At 68.1% G+C, this 18,913-nt stretch carries 14 protein-coding genes; 5 read left to right on the top strand and 9 right to left on the bottom strand.

The window, feature by feature from the left end:
• Positions 1–9 precede the first annotated feature (9 nt).
• The 8 genes from ACPL7H_RS08720 to ACPL7H_RS08685 all read right to left on the bottom strand — a co-directional run bounded on the left by ACPL7H_RS08720 (position 10) and on the right by ACPL7H_RS08685 (position 10,442).
• Positions 10–1,533, bottom strand: a complete 1,524-nt coding sequence (locus ACPL7H_RS08720) for an alpha-N-arabinofuranosidase (protein ID WP_424796561.1) — start codon at positions 1,531–1,533, stop codon at positions 10–12.
• A 112-nt stretch (positions 1,534–1,645) separates the two neighbouring features.
• Positions 1,646–3,553 (bottom strand): glycoside hydrolase family 127 protein, encoded by a 1,908-nt coding sequence (locus ACPL7H_RS08715; protein ID WP_424796560.1) that lies wholly within the window; start codon positions 3,551–3,553, stop codon positions 1,646–1,648.
• 87 nt (positions 3,554–3,640) lie between these two features.
• Positions 3,641–4,339, bottom strand: a complete 699-nt coding sequence (locus tag ACPL7H_RS08710) for a YesL family protein (protein WP_424796559.1) — start codon at positions 4,337–4,339, stop codon at positions 3,641–3,643.
• Between the two features lie 37 nt (positions 4,340–4,376).
• Complete coding sequence (locus tag ACPL7H_RS08705) at positions 4,377–5,306, bottom strand: carbohydrate ABC transporter permease (protein ID WP_424796558.1); 930 nt, start codon at positions 5,304–5,306, stop codon at positions 4,377–4,379.
• An 11-nt stretch (positions 5,307–5,317) separates the two neighbouring features.
• The gene (locus ACPL7H_RS08700) at positions 5,318–6,286 is read right to left on the bottom strand and encodes an ABC transporter permease (protein WP_424796557.1); all 969 of its coding nucleotides are present in this window, start codon (positions 6,284–6,286) and stop codon (positions 5,318–5,320) included.
• Between the two features lie 104 nt (positions 6,287–6,390).
• A complete protein-coding gene (locus ACPL7H_RS08695) occupies positions 6,391–8,025 on the bottom strand; it encodes an ABC transporter substrate-binding protein (RefSeq protein ID WP_424796556.1) in 1,635 nt (544 codons plus the stop codon).
• Positions 8,026–8,454: 429 nt separating this feature from the next.
• On the bottom strand, positions 8,455–9,459 hold the full coding sequence (locus tag ACPL7H_RS08690) for a LacI family DNA-binding transcriptional regulator (protein WP_424796555.1): 1,005 nt from the start codon (positions 9,457–9,459) through the stop codon (positions 8,455–8,457).
• Positions 9,456–10,442 (bottom strand): LacI family DNA-binding transcriptional regulator, encoded by a 987-nt coding sequence (locus ACPL7H_RS08685; protein WP_424796554.1) that lies wholly within the window; start codon positions 10,440–10,442, stop codon positions 9,456–9,458. Before ACPL7H_RS08685 ends, ACPL7H_RS08690 begins: the two co-directional genes overlap by 4 nt.
• A 158-nt stretch (positions 10,443–10,600) precedes the next feature.
• Here ACPL7H_RS08685 and ACPL7H_RS08680 point away from each other — a divergent pair, with 158 nt between their 5' ends.
• The 5 genes from ACPL7H_RS08680 to ACPL7H_RS08660 all read left to right on the top strand — a co-directional run bounded on the left by ACPL7H_RS08680 (position 10,601) and on the right by ACPL7H_RS08660 (position 17,534).
• A complete protein-coding gene (locus ACPL7H_RS08680) occupies positions 10,601–11,878 on the top strand; it encodes a glycoside hydrolase family 27 protein (protein WP_424796553.1) in 1,278 nt (425 codons plus the stop codon).
• Between the two features lie 153 nt (positions 11,879–12,031).
• Positions 12,032–13,759 carry a ribulokinase gene (gene araB / locus ACPL7H_RS08675; RefSeq protein ID WP_424796552.1) on the top strand — a complete coding sequence of 576 codons (1,728 nt, stop codon included), beginning with the start codon at positions 12,032–12,034 and terminating at the stop codon, positions 13,757–13,759.
• Positions 13,756–14,472: an L-ribulose-5-phosphate 4-epimerase gene (locus ACPL7H_RS08670; protein WP_424796551.1), complete on the top strand. Its 717-nt coding sequence runs from the start codon at positions 13,756–13,758 to the stop codon at positions 14,470–14,472. The genes araB and ACPL7H_RS08670 overlap by 4 nt, the downstream gene beginning before the upstream one ends.
• Positions 14,469–15,980 carry an L-arabinose isomerase gene (araA, locus tag ACPL7H_RS08665; RefSeq protein ID WP_424796550.1) on the top strand — a complete coding sequence of 504 codons (1,512 nt, stop codon included), beginning with the start codon at positions 14,469–14,471 and terminating at the stop codon, positions 15,978–15,980. Before ACPL7H_RS08670 ends, araA begins: the two co-directional genes overlap by 4 nt.
• Positions 15,981–16,028: 48 nt before the next feature.
• On the top strand, positions 16,029–17,534 hold the full coding sequence (locus ACPL7H_RS08660) for an alpha-N-arabinofuranosidase (protein ID WP_424796549.1): 1,506 nt from the start codon (positions 16,029–16,031) through the stop codon (positions 17,532–17,534).
• Between the two features lie 154 nt (positions 17,535–17,688).
• On the opposite strand, the gene ACPL7H_RS08655 is transcribed toward ACPL7H_RS08660, so the two are convergent.
• Positions 17,689–18,723: a LacI family DNA-binding transcriptional regulator gene (locus ACPL7H_RS08655; RefSeq protein WP_424786408.1), complete on the bottom strand. Its 1,035-nt coding sequence runs from the start codon at positions 18,721–18,723 to the stop codon at positions 17,689–17,691.
• Between the last annotated feature and the right edge of the window lie 190 nt (positions 18,724–18,913).

Here is an 18,913-nt window from a genome sequence, read left to right as displayed (position 1 = left end):
CGGCGGTGCTCAGCCCAACTCGAGGCGCACCGTGGCGTAGGAGTGCGGGGGCAGGGTGATCCGCACGTGCTGTGCCTCGCTGGTCACCGGGTGCTCGCGGGGGGCCACCTGCTCGGCGTCCCCGGGTGTGTTGTGGGCATGGGGCGCCGCACCGCTGAGCACCTGGGCGCTCGCGGACGTAACGCCCCGCCCGCGCAGGTCCAGGGTCACCTCATGGTCGGAACCGGCGTCCAGGTTCGTGAGCGAGACCAATGCCACCCCGTCCTTGACGGAGGCGGAACTGGAAATGAGGGGCAGTTCCTTCCCGCCCACCTCGCGCACCGGCACCTCACCCAGCAACGGTGCCTCCAGCGCGGCGGCGTCGTGGTGGCCGGCATTCATCGCGAACACGTGGAAGGTGGGTGTACGCACCAGCGCGCCGGAGTCCGGATCGGTGAGGATCATCGCCTGCAGCACGTTGACGGTCTGGGCGATGTTGGCCATCGTGAGCCGGTCTGCGTGGCGGTGGAAGGCGTCGAAGTGCACCGAGGCCACCAGCGCATCGCGCAGCGTGTTCTGCTGGTACAGGAAGCCCGGGTTGGTGCCCGGTTCCACGTTCCACCAGGTGCCCCACTCATCCAGCACCAGCCCGACCTTCTTCTTCGGGTCGTACACGTCCATGACCGCGGCGTGCCCGGCGATGAGTTCCTCCACCCGGGCCGCGGCCGCCATGGTGCGGTAGTACTCGTCGTCGGTGAAGTCGGTGGCGCTGCCCTTGTCCGCCCACTCACCGGACATCGTGTAGTAGTGGAAGGAGACCGCCTGGAAGATGCCCCGGGGCTCCTTCTGGCATCCGAAGCAACTGATCGCCTCCATCAGCGCCCTGGTCCAGGCGTAGTCGTCGTCGGAGGCACCGGCGGCGATCCGGTACAACTCGTTCCCGTCATGGTTGCGCAGGTAGGTGGCGTACTGGCGGGCCAGGTCGGCGTAGGCCTGGGCACGCATGTTGCCCCCGCACCCCCAGGCCTCGTTGCCGATCCCCCAGAACGGGACCTTCCAGGGTTCCTCCCGACCGTTGGCCTTGCGCGCCGCCACGGCCGGGGAGTCCCCGGTACGGGTCAGGTACTCCACCCACTCGCTCATCTCCTGGACCGTGCCGGAGCCGACGTTGCCGTTGACGTACGGCTCGGCGCCGAGCATCTCGCACAGGTCCATGAACTCGTGGGTGCCGAAGTGGTTGTTCTCCTCCACGTTGCCCCAGTGGGTGTTGACCATGCGGGGCCGCTCCTCGCGCGGGCCGATCCCGTCGCGCCAGTGGTACTCATCGGCGAAGCATCCCCCGGGCCAACGCAGGTTCGGGATCCGTAGTTCCCGCAGTGCCCGCACCACATCGGTGCGGATACCGCGCTCGTTCGGGATCTCGGAGTCCTCACCCACCCAGAAGCCGCCGTAGACGCACCGGCCAAGGTGCTCGGCGAAGTGGCCGTACAGGTGTCGGCTGATCACCGGACCGGGCAGGTCGAGGTTGATCACGGCGCGCAGGTTGTTGGTCATCAGTTGAACTCCAGGTAGGTGCCCGCACCGGGGCGTGTTCGAACGTGCAAGAGAATCAGCGGTCAGCGGGTTGATGCGGTTGGTTTGTTTGCGTCCCCAACGACCGTACTCGTCAGGAGGACTCGGGCGGGGCATCAACGGGCAGCCAGACCCGCATTGCACCGGCGCCGCGGTTGCCCCAGTGGCCGAACGGAATGAGGCCGGCCTGCACCGACGCATCCCCATCGGCCCCGGACTCGGAAGCCGGGCGATACAGGCCCGGCCGGGCCGGCCGATGGTTGGCCGTCACGCGCATCGGGGCGAGGTCGCCGTCACCGGAGACCCGCGGAGCGTGGGAGGCGTCGACGATCACGTCGTCCACGTCGATCCCCTCCGGCAGATCCGCCTGCTCCAGGCAGTAGACCACCGGCCCGCGCTCGGCTGCCAGGCAGCCCCGCACTGCGTCCACCCGCGGGTGGGCGGCGGTCCAGCGCGGGCTCATGTCCAACTCCAACACACCGCCCACCCCGAGCGGCAGGTGCAGGTAACCGTCATCGCCGGCGGTGACCTCCTCGCCGTCGAACGTGGTCCGCCGCGACCACGACGGAATGCGCAGGGCGAGGTCGGCACCCGGACGGGCCCCGCCGTCGAGGCTCACTTGCACCCGGCCGCTGCGGGGGTAGTCGGTGCGTACTCGCACTACCCCGGAGCCCAGATGGCCGGGCAGATCGATGTCAGCCGCGGCGTACACGTGCAGCCAGAGTGTGTCCTCGGTGGAGGTGGCCAGGTAGGCGGACAGTTGGGCGATGACCCGGGCGATGTTCGGCGGGCAGCACGCGCACTCATACCAGGAGGTGCGTTCCTTCGGAGCGTTGACCTCGGTGGTGCGATCGGGGCGCATCTGCAGGGGGTTGGAGTAGAAGAAGCGGGTGCCGGAGGCATCGACCGAGGCGCGCAGCGCGTTGTGGATCTCCCGCTCGATGGTCTCGGCATAGGGACCCGGGCCGAAGGCGAGCAGCATCCGCCAGGCCCAGTGCGTGTCGGCGATGGTGGCGCAGGTCTCGGCGTAGGCGCGATCGGGCGGCAGTTCGTAGTCGGATCCGAAAGCCTCGTCCCGGTGCCGGGAACCGAAGGCACCGGAGATGTACATCTTGCGCTCATGCGTACTGCGCCACTGGGCGTCCATCGCCTCGGCCAGTGCCTGCTCGCCCGTCTCCAGATACAGGTCGGTGACCCCGGCATTGAGGTAGAGCTGGCGCACGGCGTGGCCGGCGGCGTCGGTGGCGTTGCGCACCGGTTCGTGATCCTGGAAATAGCGCGCCCCCAGACCTCCGCGTTTGAGTAGGCCGGTGCCGCGCAGGTTGATCATCCGGGTGGCCAGGTCCAGATAGCGGCGCTCCCCGGTGTGGCGGTAGAGCTCGATCAGGGCGGTCTCGATCTGAGGGTGCCCACAGATCCCGTTGGTGCCCTCGGGTCCGAAGGTGCGCTCCAGCAGGTCGGCGAACGCTCGGGCGATCTCCAGCAGGTCGGTGCGCCCCGCCGCACGGTCCAGGGCGATCGCCGCCTGGATCAGGTGCCCGGCCACGTACATCTCGTGGGTCCACTCCAGCTCGGCGAACCTCTTGCCCGGGTGCACCCCCTGGATCCACGTCATCACGTACCCATCGGGCTCCTGCACCCGGGCCACCAGCGCGATCACCTCATCAAGCCAGGCGTCGAACTCGGTGGTGCCGGAGCGGGCGATCTCCCAGCCGACGGCCTCGATCACCTTGTACAGGTCGGAGTCGGCAAAGACGAAACCACGGTAGTCCGCTTCCGAGTTCCCCAGCACGCGCCGGAAGTTGTCCAGAACACCTGACTCCTCGAGTTGGTCGATGCAGTGCGGGATCGTGGCTGCGGCATTGCGCTCCTGCCAGCCACCCAGGACCCCGCCGTGCAGCCGGACCGCGGACATCGCCAAGCCCTGATGCACGGCGACCGCGGCACGCGGGGCGGCCGGGGTGAGCGGGCTTGCGGATTCTGCGGGTGCGGCTGTGGTCATGGTGTGCCCTTTCGAGTGCATGGCAGGTAGCCCGGGAACGGCTGACGGTGTGGTCCGACCGGTCTGTAAAGGTCGCCGAGGGAGTGGTCAGGAGGCAGCGGCCGCACCTGCCGTCGATGTGCGCGCGGCGGGTCCGACGGTCGGCGCCGGGCGTGTCGGTACCGGCGTTGCCGGCGGCCGCAGGAGCCCGGTGCTCCACAGGTACTGGGAGGTGAGGGCTGCTGGCAGGGTGAGACCGAACACGATGATCAATCCTGGCACGAGGTAGTAGCCCGCCAGCACGACTGCGGCGGTGAGAATCGTCAGCGCCGCAATTGCCGGCCGCGCCGGGATCAGCGTGAGGGCCCGGCACAGCATCGCCAGGGCGCCCTCATCGAAGTGGGCCGCAAGGATCCACACATTGACACTGACGGCGAAGAGCACCACACCGAGCACGGTGAGCAGACCGGCCAGCACCGGTCCGGGGGCACCGAAGTCGACCACTGCCACCAGTCGGCGGTTGATCACCAGGATCACCCACGGAATCACCAGCAGGTACCCCAGCCGGTTCGCCGCCGCGAACTCGATGCGCCAGGTGGTGCCGAAGTGGGTGCGAAGCCGCACCCGTACCCCGTGCTCGGGTGTGAGGATGCCACGGCGGATGACGGCGTATACCGCTGCGGTCGCGGGGAAGACACCCAGCACGATCCCCCCGCGCAGAGTCCAGATGATCCAGAGCAGGTGCAGGGCGAGCAGGCGCAGCCCCGCACGCCCGATCCGGGAGTGCCAGCCCACCAGCCAAGTCATCGCGGTGCCTCGCCGGCCCGGGGTGTCGCGGTGCCCATCAGCCCTTCACCGAACCGATCATGATGCCCTTCTCGAAGTAGCGCTGCAGGAACGGGTACAGCACGATCACCGGCAAGGTCGAGACCACGATCACTCCGTACTTGATCTGGTCGGCGTACTGCTGGGCGTAGCTACCGCCGCCCGACCCGCCCGACCCGCCGGCACCGCCGGAGAAGGCCTGGTTGGAGATGAGGATGTCCCGCAGCACGATCTGCAGTGGTTGTTTCTGGTAGTCGCGCACGAAGACCAGACCGGTGAAGAAGTCGTTCCAGTGCTGCACCAGGTAGTACAGCCCGATCACCGAGATCACCGCCAGCGAGAGCGGCAGGGCCATGCGGACGAAGAACTGCAGGTAACTGGCTCCATCCAGCGTCGCGGCCTCGAAGAGTTCATCGGGGAGGGAGTTCTCGAAGAACGCCCGCGTAATGATGAGGTTGTACACGTTCACGGCCGGGGGCAGGACGAATACCAGCCAGTTGTCCAACAGGTTCAGGTCCCGGTACAGCAGGTAGGTGGGAATCAGGCCGCCGTTGAAGAACATCGTGAAGGCGAAGAAGAACATCAGCACCTTGCGTGGGGCGAACTCCCGCCGGGACAGCGCGTAGGCCGCCGGCAGTGTGACAGCGAGGTTCAGCGCGGTGCCGACCGAGGCGTAGAGCAACGTGTTGCGGTACCCGGTCCAGATCCTCGCATCGGCCAGGATCTGCTCGTAGCCGAACCAACTGATGCGCCGGGGCCAGAGCGAGACGCCCCCGGTTGCCACCAGGGTCGGGTCACTGACCGAGGCGATCACCACGAAGTAGACCGGGTAGAGGGTCACGAACAGGATCAGTGCGCACACCAGGCCCAGGACGAGGCTGAACGCGAGATCTCCGGGTGTGCGCTTGCGCAGCGCGGCCAGGCGCGGGGTGGCGAACAGGCGAGACATCAAGGGGCTCCTCACCACAGGCTCGTGTTCGAGTAACGTTTGGCGAGCTGGTTGGCGATCACCAGGAACGCGAAGTTGATCAGGGTGTTGAACAGCCCGATCGCCGTGCCGTAACTGAATTGGTTGGACAGGATTCCGATCTTGTACACATAGGTCGCGATCACCTCGGAGATGCCGAGGTTGAGCGGATTCTGCATCAAGAAGATCTTCTCGAAGCCGGTATTGAGCACGGTGCCCATATTGAGAATGAGCAGGATGATCATGGTCGGGACCAGGGCTGGTACGTCGACGTGCCGGATGATCTGCAGGCGGTTCGCTCCGTCGATCCTGGCTGCCTCATACAGTTGCGGGCTCACCGCGGACAGGGCCGCGAGGTAGATGATGCTGTTCCAGCCCGCGTGCTGCCAGACCTCGGAGATCACGTACACCGGCACGAAGGCCCCGGTGTCACCGAGGAAGTTCACCCCGGTGATCCCCAGGCCCTGCAGGAACCGGGTGATCAAACCCGAGGAGGGAGACAGGAACACCTGCAACATGCCCACGATCACCACGATCGAGATGAAGTGGGGCAGGTAGGTGGCGGTCTGCAGGAACTTCTTGCGCCGCCGGCCGAAGACCTGGTTGATGATCAGTGCCAGCGCGATCGGGGCGATGAAGCCCACCACCAGGGTGGAGACACTGATGAGCACGGTGTTGCGCATCAGCGTCCAGAACAGGGCGCTCTCGAAGAACTGGATGAAGTACTTCAGGCCGACCCACTCACCACCGGTCAGGCCGCCGGTGAAGTCGAACTCCCGGAAGGCCAGCTGGATGCCGTACATCGGCACGTAGGAGAAGAGGAAGACGAAGCCGATCGCCGGGGCGGCCATCAGCCACAGTTGCCAGTACTTGTGGAGGTGTCGCGAGACTCGGCGCTTCCCGGGCCGGTCCTGTGCCGGAACGATCGGCGGTGGCGCGACGGCGCGCGTCGGCGTGGTCACCAAGGTGCATCCCTTTCAGTCGGGCGTGCTCCGCCATGGAGTCGACGGGGTCAGGGCCGTCGCGTGGCCCGTGGGCGGGTGTGCCCGCAGGCCACGCGTGGTGATCAGCGGTTCTCCAGGTACTCGTCGAAGTAGCGCTGGTGGATCTCGACGTTCTCGGTCAGCCCGGAGTTCTCCAACTCGGCAACGTAGGCCTCCCAGTCGTCCTCCACGCCCCCGCCGGTCACCCACTCGGCCCATCGCGTCATGGCCAGGTTCATCACCGCTGTGTCGTTGAGGGAGACTGTGTTGGAGTCCTCCTGGCTCATCTTGATGAACTGGCCGGGCCAGACATCCATCACCAGGTCCATGTTGTCCAGGGCGTCCATCAGTGGTTCGGCCTCGTCCACCGCCTCCTGCAGGTCGACCGGGATGGTCACATCCAGCTCGTCCCGGATCCACACCGGCCCGTTGTCGGCGATGGTGGTGGTCCACTTCCAGGTGGACGGGTCACTTTCGCCATCTGCGGGAGGTAGCACCTCGTAGGTGGTGTCGTCGATCTTCTCGATGCTCTCCCCGAAGTCGCCCCAGAGCACCTGCAGCGAGATATCCTGGTCGTAGAAGGCGTTGATCACGCGCAGGGCCGCCTCGGTGTTCGCGTTCGCCGCCATCGTGACCTGGTTCTGCGGGAAGTTCTCCCCATAGGAGTCATACGTCCAGGCCAGGTCCTCGTCCTGGTCGGCCTCGGCGAGCAGGGGTGCGGTCGCGGTGTACTGCGGGGCGAGCACCTCGCCGAACCTGTCGCTGGCGGTCCACCCCCAACTGAAGCCGACCTTGGCTACGTCCCCGTCGCCGCGACCGATCGACTGGTAGGCGGAGTAGTCCTGGGTCATCACGTCTTCACTGATCAACCCGGCCTCGTAGCAACGGTGCAGGAACGCCACCACCTCCCGGTAGCGCTCATCGGTGAGGAAACTGCCGGCGACTCCGTCCTCGACGAAGTACCCGGAGCCACCGCCACCAGCCAGGGGCAGTCCGAGGCTACCGAGCAGGACGGTGGGCTGGAAGTAGCCGAAGCCGCTCTCACCCGCTGGCGCCCAGTCCATCGGGATCTCATCGCTGGGGTCCCCGTTGCCGTTGGCGTCCTCATCACGGAAGGCCACCAGCACGTCGAAGAGTTCGTCCCAGGTGGTCGGTACGTCGAGACCGAGGTTGTCCAGCCAGTCCTGGTTGATGTACTGGTGCGTAACGGTGTCGGGCCAGAACCGCTTGTAGCCGGGCAGCCCATAGATCGCGCCATCGGCCTGGGTGGCGACCTGCACCAGGTCCGGTTGTGCCTCGAACATCGCCTGCACGTTCGGCAGGGTATCCATGTGTTCGTTGAGGTCGGCGAACAGGCCGGTGAAGGTGGCGAAGTCGGCGTTGGTGATGGCGTTGGTACCCACGATCAGGTCGGGGACATCACCGGCGGCCAGCATTGTGGACTTCTTCTGGTCCCAGTCCGCCGACACTTCTTCCCACTCGATGGTGACGTCGGCGCGTTCCTCCAGATCCTCCACCCAGGCCATCTCCGACATCGGCCGGGTCAGGGGGTGCTTGAGCACCAGGATGCTCACCGTGCCATCGTCGGCGGAGCCGCCCCCACCACCACCCCCGCCCGTGCAGCCGGCGAGCACGAGCGCGGCTACTGCGGCGCTGGCTGCTGTGGTGGCAAGCATTCTTCCGCGGCTTCGTTGCCGAGCCGCAATCGTCCTACTCATGAACTCCTCCTTGAGATCACCGGACCAGCCGGCGAGAACGGTCCGTGGTGTGTTGTGGGTGATCGTGCTGCTGGTCGCCGCGCACGTGCGTCGCACGCCCGGAGGGGCGTGGCCGGGCTCGTTCCCGGGGCGTCGACACCCCGGGTGCCGCCGTGACGTCCTCGTGGCCGCCGATCGATTCGCTTACACGCCCGACGAACTGGGTCTCAGTGGCTCGGGCGGTGTTCCAAGCGTTGTTCCATTGAAGATTCGTCGATTTTGGAGGCAGTGATTCAGCGTTGTCAAGAGCAGGACAAGAATTGGCGTCGAGATGTTGTCGATCCATGATCGACAGCATTGCCGCAAGCTGTAACCGGTTCAGCCGGCCACGGGAGAGACGGCCGGCAACGGCCGGGTGCGGGGCGCCCGGCGCCCATCCCACCGGCTCGCTCAGGCGGAGCGGGAGGAGGCTCGCGGTACCAGGTGGGCGCCGGTGCGCACGTGTCGGCCGGCGCCGCGGAGCCCACCCAGACGCTCGACCAGCATGGTCACCGCGTGCTCCACCATGACCTCCTGGTCGGGCTGAACCGACGTCAGTGCCGGTGTGGTGAACTCGGCCTCGTCGGTATCGTCGAAGCCGGTGACGGCCACGTCATCGGGCACCCGCCTGCCATGGCTGCGCAGCGCTCGCAGCGCACCGACAGCGACCGCGTCATTGATGCACACAGCCGCGTCGAAGTCGACGCGGGTGCGCAGCAGCGCCACCATCGCCTCGTACCCCGTGATACGTCGGTCCCAGTCCGAGCCTGGAGCGATCAGAGCCGGGTCGACCGTCAGTCCGTACTCGCCCAGAGCCTGCTGATACCCCTCGAACCTGGCCCCTTCGGGCATCGCGCCCTGCGGCGAGTTCCACACCAGCGCGATCCGGCGGCGCCCGGTATCGAGCAGGTGAGTGGTCACCGCATGCATCCCGGCGCGCTCACCCATGATGACGCCATCGAGCCGATCCAGCGGGCCTCCGCCGAGGGTCACCACCGGTTGGGGTGGCTCCGCCCCATCGAGCAGGTCATCGCTCAGCGCATGCGGGCAGATCACCACGCCGTCCACATCGGGTGTGGTGATGCCCAACACGGCATCGCGCTCGGCCTGGGGGGTGGGAGCCAGCCGCAGCGTGGTGGACAACCCCTGTGCCTCCACGGCGAGGATGAGCCGTTCGGCGACCTCGGCGAAGTAGGGCTGGTAGAGCATCGGGACCACGACCGCGATCCGGCCGTGCCGGCCCGAGGCAAGTCCCCGGCCGGCCTGGTTGACCCGGTAACCCACGGCCACGATCGCCTCCTCGACCTTCTGCCGCGTGGCGGCCGAGACGCGGCCACGACCCAGGATCACGTTCGACACGGTCTTGGCGGAGACGCCCGCGATCCGGCCGACGTCGGCCAGCGTCGGGCGGCTCATGGCAGCCCCGGTCCGAGGGTCGATTCACGCCGGACCAGCTCCACCGGGGTCAGGGTCCGTCGGGGCTGGGCGTCGGCGGCCCCCGACAGTCGCTCGGTCAGCAGATCCATGGCGGCGCGCGCCATCCGGGCCCGCCCGGGGCTGACGGTGGTGAGGGAGGGGGTGGTGAACCGTCCGTCATCGAGAGCCCCGTTGCCGATCACCGCAACCTCGTCCGGAACGCACACACCGTCGGCGGCCAGGGCTGCCAGTGCCCCGAGCGCGGCGGTGTCGCGGGCGCAGACGATCGCGTCCGTCTGCGGCCAGGTTGCGACCGCGTGACGGGCCGCCTCGAAACCCTCGGAACGAGTCCGCACGCGTCCATCCGTGGCCAGCGGCGGTCCGATGCCCTCAGCCCGCAATGCCCGTAGCATCGCCTGACCAGCAAGGGTGACGCGTTCATAGCCCAACAGCACCGGCCGGGATCTGCCCATGACCGCCAGATGCCGCGCCACCAGCGAAGCCGCCTCGACGTGATCGGTTTCGACGCCGTCCACCGCGCCCACGATGGCGGCCTGGATGCTGACCAGCGGCTCCGTGGCCCTCATGCTGCTCATCAGTTCCGGTGCGATCGGGCCGATGGTGACGATGCCGTCGAAGGTCTCACCGCGAGCCTCGAGCAGGTTGCGCAGGCGTTCGGGGCGGTCGTGGGTCGGTTCCACGGCGGCGTGCATCCCGTTCCGCGCGATCTCCTCGACGAGGACATTCACCAGAGCGGCCAGGTCGGGTTGGCGCAGGTCGGGCACGCCCACGCCGATGATGCCGGTCCGGCCGGTGCGCAGGGTGCGCGCGCTGGTGTTGGGAAGCCAACCGAGTTCCTCGATCGCTGCGCGTACGCGCCGGAGCGTCTTGGGCCGGATATGCGGCTCGAGGTTGACCACCCGGGAGACGGTCTTGACCGACACCCCGGCGAGGGCGGCCACGTCCCGCATCGTCACGCTCATGCACACAGAGTAGGTCGCCGGCCCTCCGGCACCGGCCCGATCACGCGCCTTCGGAAGTCCTGCCTCACGACGCAGTGCCGGCCAGGGCGCTGGACATTGTCACCGCACCCGGTAGCGTGAACGCTCACATCCGGACTCCCGATGGAGAGAGGTCAGCCATGACGGCATCGGCCACGCGCAGCCAAACGCCACCGATGGGCTGGAACAGCTGGGACTGTTACGGCACCACCGTCACAGAGTCGGAGGTGCTGGCCAACGCCGACTTCATGGCCGAGCGCATGCGTGCCCACGGTTGGGACACCGTCGTCGTCGACATCGCCTGGTACGACCCCACCGCCCGTGCCCACGGTTACAACGCCGATGCGCCCGTGGCCCTGGATGGTTACGGCCGGCCGATGCCCGCGCCGAACCGGTTCCCCTCCGCGGCGAACGGAGCCGGGTTCGCCCCGCTGGCCGGCGCCGTGCACGACCTGGGCCTGCGGTTCGGGGTGCACATCATGCGAGGTATCCCGCGGCCGGCAGTGCACGCGGACCTGCCCGTGGAGGGAACCTCCTACACCGCGGCTCAGATCGCCGACACCGGGGCGGTGTGCGAGTGGAACCCGGACAACTACGGTCTCAACCACGACCACCCGGGCACCCAGGCCTACTACGACTCGTTCATCGCCCAGTTGGCGAGCTGGGGTGTGGACTTCATCAAGGCCGATGACATGCTCTGGCCCTATCGTGCAGCGGACATCGAAGCCCTGGCGCTCGCGATCCGGCGCAGCGGCCGCGAGATCGAGTTGTCCCTGTCACCGGGCCGGGACCTGTCGCTGGTCCACGGCGTGCATCTGAGGCAGCACGCCACGATGTGGCGCATCAGTGACGACCTGTGGGACCGGTGGGAGGACGTACGCGACCAGTTCGGCCGGCTGGCCCGGTGGGCGCCCAACTCCGGGCCCGGAGGCTGGGCGGACGCCGACATGATCCCCCTGGGCCGGATCGGGATCCGCGCCGAACGCGGGGAGGACCGACACTCCCGGCTCACCCCGGCCGAGCAGCAGACCCTGATGAGCCTGTGGGTGATCGCCCGATCCCCGCTGATGGTGGGGGCGGACCTGCCCACGTCCAGTCCGGAGACCATCGAGTTGCTGACCAACGACCGGGTCCTGGAGGTGCTGCGGCGGGGCCGGAGTCCCCGGGAGATCCTGCGAGAGCGCGACCTGGTCATCTGGCGGTCGGAGTCCGCCGTGGACGGGCACGTCTACGCCGGGATCTTCCACCTGGGCGATGAGCCCGTCCGCGTGCGCCTACCCGGGTACCAATTCGGCGCGGACGGCACCGAGGATGTGGTCGAGTTGTGGAGCGGGGCGGATCAGGCGTGGGACGACGACGGCGCCCTCACCCTGGCCCTGGACGCGCACGGTTCGGCGCTGCTGCGCCTCGCCCGCTGACCTGGCGCCGTCAGGGTCTTGCCATCCCTGGTTGTGATCGTTAACATCGACGTCACCCGGGATGCTGGGCGGCGGTCCCGCCCAGCGACCCGGATCAACCAGCCCGCCATCGTGCGGACCTCCGAGCGATGAGGCCGAGATGAAGGAGGCCCCGTGACCGTGGACAACGAGCGTGCTCTGGCGGTGGGAGTGGACTTCGGCACCCTGTCCGGCCGGGCCGTGGTGGTTCGCGTGGCCGATGGTGCCGAACTCGCCAGCGCCGAGCATGCCTATCGTCACGCCGTGATGGACACCGTGCTCAGCGCCGGCGACGGCCAGCCCCTGCCACCGGACTGGGCGCTGCAGAACGCCGAGGACTACGTCGACGTGCTCAAGAACGCCGTCCCGGAGGCACTGCGCCGGGCCGGCGCGGACCCGGCCGACGTGATCGGGATCGGCACCGACTTCACCGCCTCCACTCCGTTGCCGGTACGTGGCGACGGCACCCCGTTGAGTGAACTCCCGGAGTTCACGAACAACCCGCACGCCTACGTCAAACTGTGGAAGCACCACGCCGCCCAGGCGCAGGCCGACCGGATCACCTCGCTGGCCGCGGAGCGGCGCGAGCCCTGGCTGCCCCGCTTCGGGGGAATGATCTCCTCCGAGTGGCAGTTCGCCAAGGGGCTGCAACTGCTCGAGGAGGCCCCAGAGGTCTACGCCGCGATGGACCATTGGGTGGAGGCGGCCGACTGGATCGTGTGGCAACTGTCCGGAACCTACGCACCCAACCCGTGCACCGCCGGCTACAAGGGCATCTACCAGGACGGCCGCTACCCCTCGAGCGACTACCTGGCTGCGCTCAACCCCGACTTCGCCACCTTCGCGCAGGAGAAGCTTCCCAGCGAGATCGCCACGCTGGGCGCCAGCGCCGGCCCGCTCACCGCCGAGGCCGCCTCCTGGACCGGACTGCCCGAGGGCATCGCGGTGGCGGTGGGCAACGTCGACGCACACGTGACCCTCCCGGCCGCGAACGCCGTGGACCCGGGCCAACTCACCCTGATCATGGGAACGTCCACGTGCCACGTGATGAACGCGGACGAACTGCGAGAGGTGCCCGGCATGTGCGGGGTGGTCGACGGCGGCGTGGTCGACGGGCTGTACGGCTATGAGGCCGGGCAGAGCGGCGTCGGTGACATCTTCGGCCACTTCGTGGCCACCGGCGTGCCGCGGGCCTACGCCGAGGAGGCCGCCGCACGCGGGGAGAACCTGCACACCTACCTGACCCACCTGGCCTCCCAGCAACCGATCGGCGGCCACGGCCTGATCGCCCTGGATTGGCACTCCGGGAACCGTTCGGTGCTGGTCGATCACGAGTTGTCCGGGATGATCGTGGGTCAGACCCTGGCCACCCGGCCCGAGGACACCTACCGCGCCCTGCTCGAAGCCACCGCATTCGGCACCCGAACGATCGTGGAGGCCTTCACCGACTCCGGGTTGGCGGTGCAGGAGTTGGTGGTGGCCGGCGGGCTGCTGAAGAACACCTTCCTGATGCAGATGTACGCCGACGTCACCGGACTACCGCTGAGCACCATCGTCTCCGAGCAGGGTCCAGCCCTGGGCTCGGCGATCCACGCCGCGGTGGCCGCCGGCGCCTACCCGGACGTGCGGGCCGCGGGAGCGGCGATGGGAGGCCGCACAGTCGGTGCCTACACCCCCGACCCGCAGGCTCACCGGGCCTACAGCGCCCTGTACGCCGAGTACCAGAAGCTGCACGACTACTTCGGTCGTGGCGGGAACGACGTGATGCGAAGGCTCAAGGCCATCCGGCGCCAAGCGCTCACAGCCGACGACGGCGGGAGCGTGGACTCCCCGGAGCTGACTGTCCCCGAGGAGTTGACATGAGCCGGATCGTGCTCGCCGAGTTGCCCGCACAGGTGCAGTCCGAGGTGGCTCGGGTGCGTGAGAACGTGGCCCAGTTGCACGCCGAGCTGGTGCGCTACGACCTCGTCATCTGGACCGCGGGGAACGTGTCCGAGCGGGTGCCGGGCGCCGATCTGTTCGTGATCAAACCCTCCGGGGTCTCCTACGACGACCTGGACGCCGAGTCGATGGTGGTCTGCACCCTGGACGGGAAGAAGATCGTCGACGGCACCCCGGAGAAGTTCGCCCCCTCCTCCGACACCGACGCGCACGCCTACGTCTACCGGCACATGGACCACGTGGGCGGGGTGGTGCACACCCACTCCACCTACGCCACCGCCTGGGCCGCCCGGGGCGAACCGATCCCGTGCGTACTGACCATGATCGCTGATGAGTTCGGTGGTGAGATCCCGGTGGGCCCGTTCGCCCTGATCGGTGACGACTCCATCGGAGAGGGCATCGTGGCCACCCTGTCCGGGCACCGCTCCCGCGCGGTGCTGATGGCCGGCCACGGCCCGTTCACCATCGGGGCCGATGCCCGCGATGCGGTCAAGGCCGCCGTGATGTGTGAGGACGTCGCCCGCACCGTGCACATCGCCCGCCAGCTGGGCGATCCGGCCCCCATCGCAACGCACCACGTCGACGCCTTGTTCGACCGCTATCAGAACGTCTACGGAGTCCGGGAGGACACGTGATCGACCCCTTCGCCCAGCGCGAGATCTGGTTCCTCACCGGCAGCCAGGACCTGTACGGACCCGAGACCCTGGACCAGGTTGCCGCCCAGTCCCAGCAGGTCGCCGGGCTGCTCGACGAGGCGGGCCAGGTTCCGGTGCGCATCGTATGGAAGCCGGTGCTCAAGGACACCGCGCAGATCCGCGCGTTGGCGCTGGAGGCCAACGCCGACCCCGACTGCGTGGGGGTGATCGCCTGGATGCACACCTTCTCCCCGGCCAAGATGTGGATCACCGGCCTGGACGCGCTGCGCACCCCGCTGCTGCACCTGCACACGCAGGCCGACGCGGCGCTGCCGTGGTCCACGATCGACATGGACTTCATGAACCTGAACCAGGCCGCGCACGGGGACCGGGAGTTCGGTTACCTCACCGCGCGCCTGGGCACTCCCCGCAAGGTGGTGGTGGGCCACGCGTCGGAGGACCTGGTGCGTGAGCAGGTGGGAGCCTGGGCACGTGCGGCCACCGCGTGGAGCGAGATCTACGGGATGCGGTTGGTGCGCTTCGGCGACAACATGCGCAACGTCGCGGTCACCGAAGGGGACAAGACCGAGGCCGAACTGCGCCTGGGCGTGAGCGTGAACACCTGGGGTGTGCACGACCTGGCCGCCGCCATCGATGCGGTGCCCGAGGCGAGCATCGACGAACTGATCGAGGACTACCTGGCCTGCTACGACGTCGTCGATGATCTGCGGCCCGGGGGAGACCGGCACGAGTCGTTGCGCTACGGCGCCCGCCAGGAGGCGGGCATGCGCACGTTCCTGGAGCAGATCGGGGCCAAGGCCTTCACCACCAACTTCGAGGACCTCGGCCCGCTGCGCCAACTGCCCGGCCTCGCCGTGCAGCGCTTGATGGCCGCCGGTTACGGGTTCGGGGCCGAGGGCGACTGGAAGACCGCCATCCTGGTGCGTGCGGCCAAGGTGATGGGCCACGGTCTGCCCGGCGGCGCCTCGCTGATGGAGGACTACACCTACGACCTGACCCCGGGAGACGAGGTGATCCTGGGCGCGCACATGCTGGAGATCTGCCCGACCCTGACCACCTCGCGCCCCAGCCTGCAGATCCACCCGCTGGGCATCGGGGACCGGGAGGACCCGGTGCGCCTGGTGTTCGACACCGATCCCGGCGAGGGCCTGGTGGTGGCGCTGAGCGACATGCGCGAACGGTTCCGGCTGGTGGCCAACGAGGTGGACATCGTCGGCGAGCGGGAGCCGATGCCGAACCTGCCCGTGGCGCATGCGGTGTGGGTGCCCAAACCGGATCTGCGCACCTCGGCGCGCGCCTGGCTGATCACCGGCGGTGCGCACCACACGGTCCTGACCACCGCGGTGGGCCGGGAGGTGTTCGACGACTTCGCCGAGCTCGCCGGCCTCGAGCTGGTGGTCATCGACGACCAGACCCAGGTGGCCTCCCTGCGCCAGGAGCTGCGCTGGAACGCCGCCTACTACCGGTTGGCCCAGCCGATGAACTGACCGGGGGACACCCGCCCCACCACACTGCTGACCAGGAGGAAGTACCCCATGTCAACCGCACGTTTGAGCGTGGACCCGGCGTTCGTCGTCGGGCCGGTGCGCGAACGCACCTTCGGATCGTTCGTAGAACACCTTGGCCGGTGTGTGTACACCGGGATCTATGAGCCGGAGCATCCGACCTCCGATGAGCACGGGTTCCGCACCGACGTGCTGGACCTGGTCTCGGAGTTGGGCACCAGCACGGTCCGTTACCCGGGGGGCAACTTCGTCTCCGGTTACCGCTGGGAGGACGGTGTCGGTCCGGAGGACCAGCGCCCCTCCCGCCTGGACCTGGCCTGGCACTCCACCGATCCGAACACCTTCGGCGTCGATGAGTTCCTGGCCTGGACCGCCAAGGCCGGTGTGGAGCCGATGATGGCGGTGAACCTGGGCACCCGGGGCATCCAGGAGGCACTGGACCTGTTGGAGTACACCAACGTGCCCGGCGGGACCGCCCTGTCCGATGCCCGCCGCGCCAACGGGGCCAAGGATCCCTACAAGATCAAGATGTGGTGCCTGGGCAACGAGATGGACGGGCCCTGGCAGATCGGTCACAAGACCGCCGAGGAATACGGGCGCCTCGCTGCCGAGACCGCGCGGGCGATGCGCATGATCGACCCGGATCTGGAACTTGTGGCCTGCGGATCCTCGAACTCCACGATGCCCACGTTCGGCGCCTGGGAGTCGACCGTGCTGGAGCACACCTACCGCCACGTGGACCTGATCAGCGCGCACGTCTACTACTACGAGGACGACGGCGACCTGTCCAGTTTCCTGGCCAGTGCAGCGAACATGGACTACTTCATCGACTCGGTGGCTGCCACCGCCGATGCGGTGCGGGCCGCGGGCAAGCACAACAAGGCGATCAACATCTCCTTCGATGAGTGGAACGTCTGGTATCAGAAGCGTGCCGAGTCCCGCCCGCCGTCCGGCGATGAGTGGCCGGTGGCGCCGGTGCTGCTGGAGGACAAGTACAACGTGGCCGACGCGGTGGTGGTGGGCAACCTGCTCATCTCGCTGCTGCGGCACACCGACCGGGTGCACTCGGCCTCGCTGGCCCAACTAGTCAACGTGATCGCCCCGATCATGACCGAGCCGGGTGGACGTGCCTGGCGCCAGACCACCTTCCACCCCTTCGCCCTCACCGCACAGCACGCCCGCGGCGAGGTACTGCAGGTGGCGGTCGATGCGCCGGTGCTGGAGACCGACAAGTACGGTCCGGTGGACCAGGTCGATGCGGTGGCCACCCGGGATCCGGAGACCGGGTCGGTGTCGCTGTTCCTGGTGAACCGGTCACTGAGTGAGGAGACGCACGTGCAGATGGATCTGCGCGCACTGGGTGACCTGCGGGTGGACAACTGTGTGACGCTGTCCAACCCCGACCACACCTGGTCGGCCACCGCAGATGACGCGACGTCGGTGCTGCCACGCCGCAATGACAGCGCCGGCGTCTCCGACGGTGCCGTCAACGTCAACCTCCCGCCGGTGTCCTGGACGATGGTCACCCTGGTCTGATCACCCGCCCGCCCCACCCGGGGCGGGTTCAGCGAACGCGGCCCGGGTCGGCCCACGATTGAGCCGACCCGGGCCGTCGGCATGCTCGGGCGGTGGCGCCGGGGACCCGGAGACGGGGGCACCGCTGAGGACGCGGAGACCGGCGCTGCAGAACTCAGCCGGATGCGGGGTCGGAGGAGGCGCGGACCACCAACTGCGGTTGGAAGACCACGTGCTCGGGTGTCCCCGCGGTCATCAGGATGTCGGCGGCGCGGTAGCCGAGTTCGTGGTGCGGCTGGCGAACCGACGTCAGCGGCAGGGCGAGCTCGCTGGCGATGTCGATGTCGTCGTAGCCCACGATCGCCATGTGCCCCACCATCTCGAGGCCGCGGCGGCGCATGGTGCGCTGCACCCCGATCGCGACCAGGTCATTGACGCAGAAGACCGCCGACGGCGCCGCGTCGCCCTGCTCATCGAGCACGCGGGAGATGGCCAACTCGCCGCCGTCGGCGTCCAGGCTCGAGATCGTCAGCTCGGTGATCACCTCGGCCGGGTCCCTGCCCGCCTCCTGGACGGCGAGTTCCACACCGGCGAACCGGTCGCGGCACTGGCGGATGCTGTGCGGGCCGTTGATGAACGTGATCTCCTCGTGCCCCATCGCCAGCAGATGCTGAGCGGCCAGCTTGCCACCCTCGATGTTGTCCACGGCGACGGAGGAGATGCGAGGGGTAGGTGAGGGGGAGTCGAGCAGCACCACGTCCAGGCCGCGGTCGACGATCGCGAGCAGGTGGTCGATCTCGGTCGTGGAGGGCACCACGAGCAGACCGCTGACGCCGTGCTCCTCGAACAGGCGAAGGTATCGCATCTCCCGCTTGGGGTCCTCATCGGAACTGGCCAGCATCAGGGTGCGGTCATCCAGGGCGATCCGGTCCTCGATACCGCGTGCCATGTCGGTGAAGAAGGGGTTGCGGATGTCCAGCAGCACCGCCCCCACCGTGGTGATCGTGCCCGCGCGCAACTGGCGGGCGGAGGCGTTCGGGACGAACGACAGAGCCGCGATCGCCTTTTCTACCCGAGTCCGGGTCGCGTCGGCCACGCGTTCAGGGCGGTTCAGCACGTTGGACACCGTGCCGACGGACACGTTGGCCAACTTGGCGACGTCGGTCACGCTCGGTCGGCGGGCGGTCCGGGGGCCGTGGGTGGTCGTCATCGAGGTCCTGTTCATCGCTGGATTCGCGAGAGTCTACGCCGCTGCGGCACGGTCGAGGAGATCTCGGCCGCCCTGCGTCGCGCGCGCATCAGGCAACGGACCGGCAACAATTTGGCGTAGAGACCGGCAATAATTTGGCGTAGAACGGTTGCACGGAGGGGAGCGAAGGGCCTAGATTTGACTGAAACGT

The sequence above is a fragment of the Pseudactinotalea sp. Z1732 genome (assembly GCF_049724975.1).
Taxonomy (GTDB): Bacteria; Actinomycetota; Actinomycetes; order Actinomycetales; family Beutenbergiaceae; genus CALKWS01.
This window is presented reverse-complemented; position numbering and strand designations above follow the sequence as displayed.

What these genes read in the sequence shown, in the direction of transcription:
- ACPL7H_RS08720 (WP_424796561.1), bottom strand. Translation starts at nt 1,533, where the DNA reads ATGACCAACAACCTGCGCGCCGTGATCAACCTCGACCTGCCCGGTCCG.
- ACPL7H_RS08715 (WP_424796560.1), bottom strand. Translation starts at nt 3,553, where the DNA reads ATGACCACAGCCGCACCCGCAGAATCCGCAAGCCCGCTCACCCCGGCC.
- ACPL7H_RS08710 (WP_424796559.1), bottom strand. Translation starts at nt 4,339, where the DNA reads ATGACTTGGCTGGTGGGCTGGCACTCCCGGATCGGGCGTGCGGGGCTG.
- ACPL7H_RS08705 (WP_424796558.1), bottom strand. Translation starts at nt 5,306, where the DNA reads ATGTCTCGCCTGTTCGCCACCCCGCGCCTGGCCGCGCTGCGCAAGCGC.
- ACPL7H_RS08695 (WP_424796556.1), bottom strand. Translation starts at nt 8,025, where the DNA reads ATGAGTAGGACGATTGCGGCTCGGCAACGAAGCCGCGGAAGAATGCTT.
- ACPL7H_RS08690 (WP_424796555.1), bottom strand. Translation starts at nt 9,459, where the DNA reads ATGAGCCGCCCGACGCTGGCCGACGTCGGCCGGATCGCGGGCGTCTCC.
- ACPL7H_RS08685 (WP_424796554.1), bottom strand. Translation starts at nt 10,442, where the DNA reads ATGAGCGTGACGATGCGGGACGTGGCCGCCCTCGCCGGGGTGTCGGTC.
- ACPL7H_RS08680 (WP_424796553.1), top strand. Translation starts at nt 10,601, where the DNA reads ATGACGGCATCGGCCACGCGCAGCCAAACGCCACCGATGGGCTGGAAC.
- ACPL7H_RS08670 (WP_424796551.1), top strand. Translation starts at nt 13,756, where the DNA reads ATGAGCCGGATCGTGCTCGCCGAGTTGCCCGCACAGGTGCAGTCCGAG.
- ACPL7H_RS08660 (WP_424796549.1), top strand. Translation starts at nt 16,029, where the DNA reads ATGTCAACCGCACGTTTGAGCGTGGACCCGGCGTTCGTCGTCGGGCCG.
- ACPL7H_RS08655 (WP_424786408.1), bottom strand. Translation starts at nt 18,723, where the DNA reads ATGACGACCACCCACGGCCCCCGGACCGCCCGCCGACCGAGCGTGACC.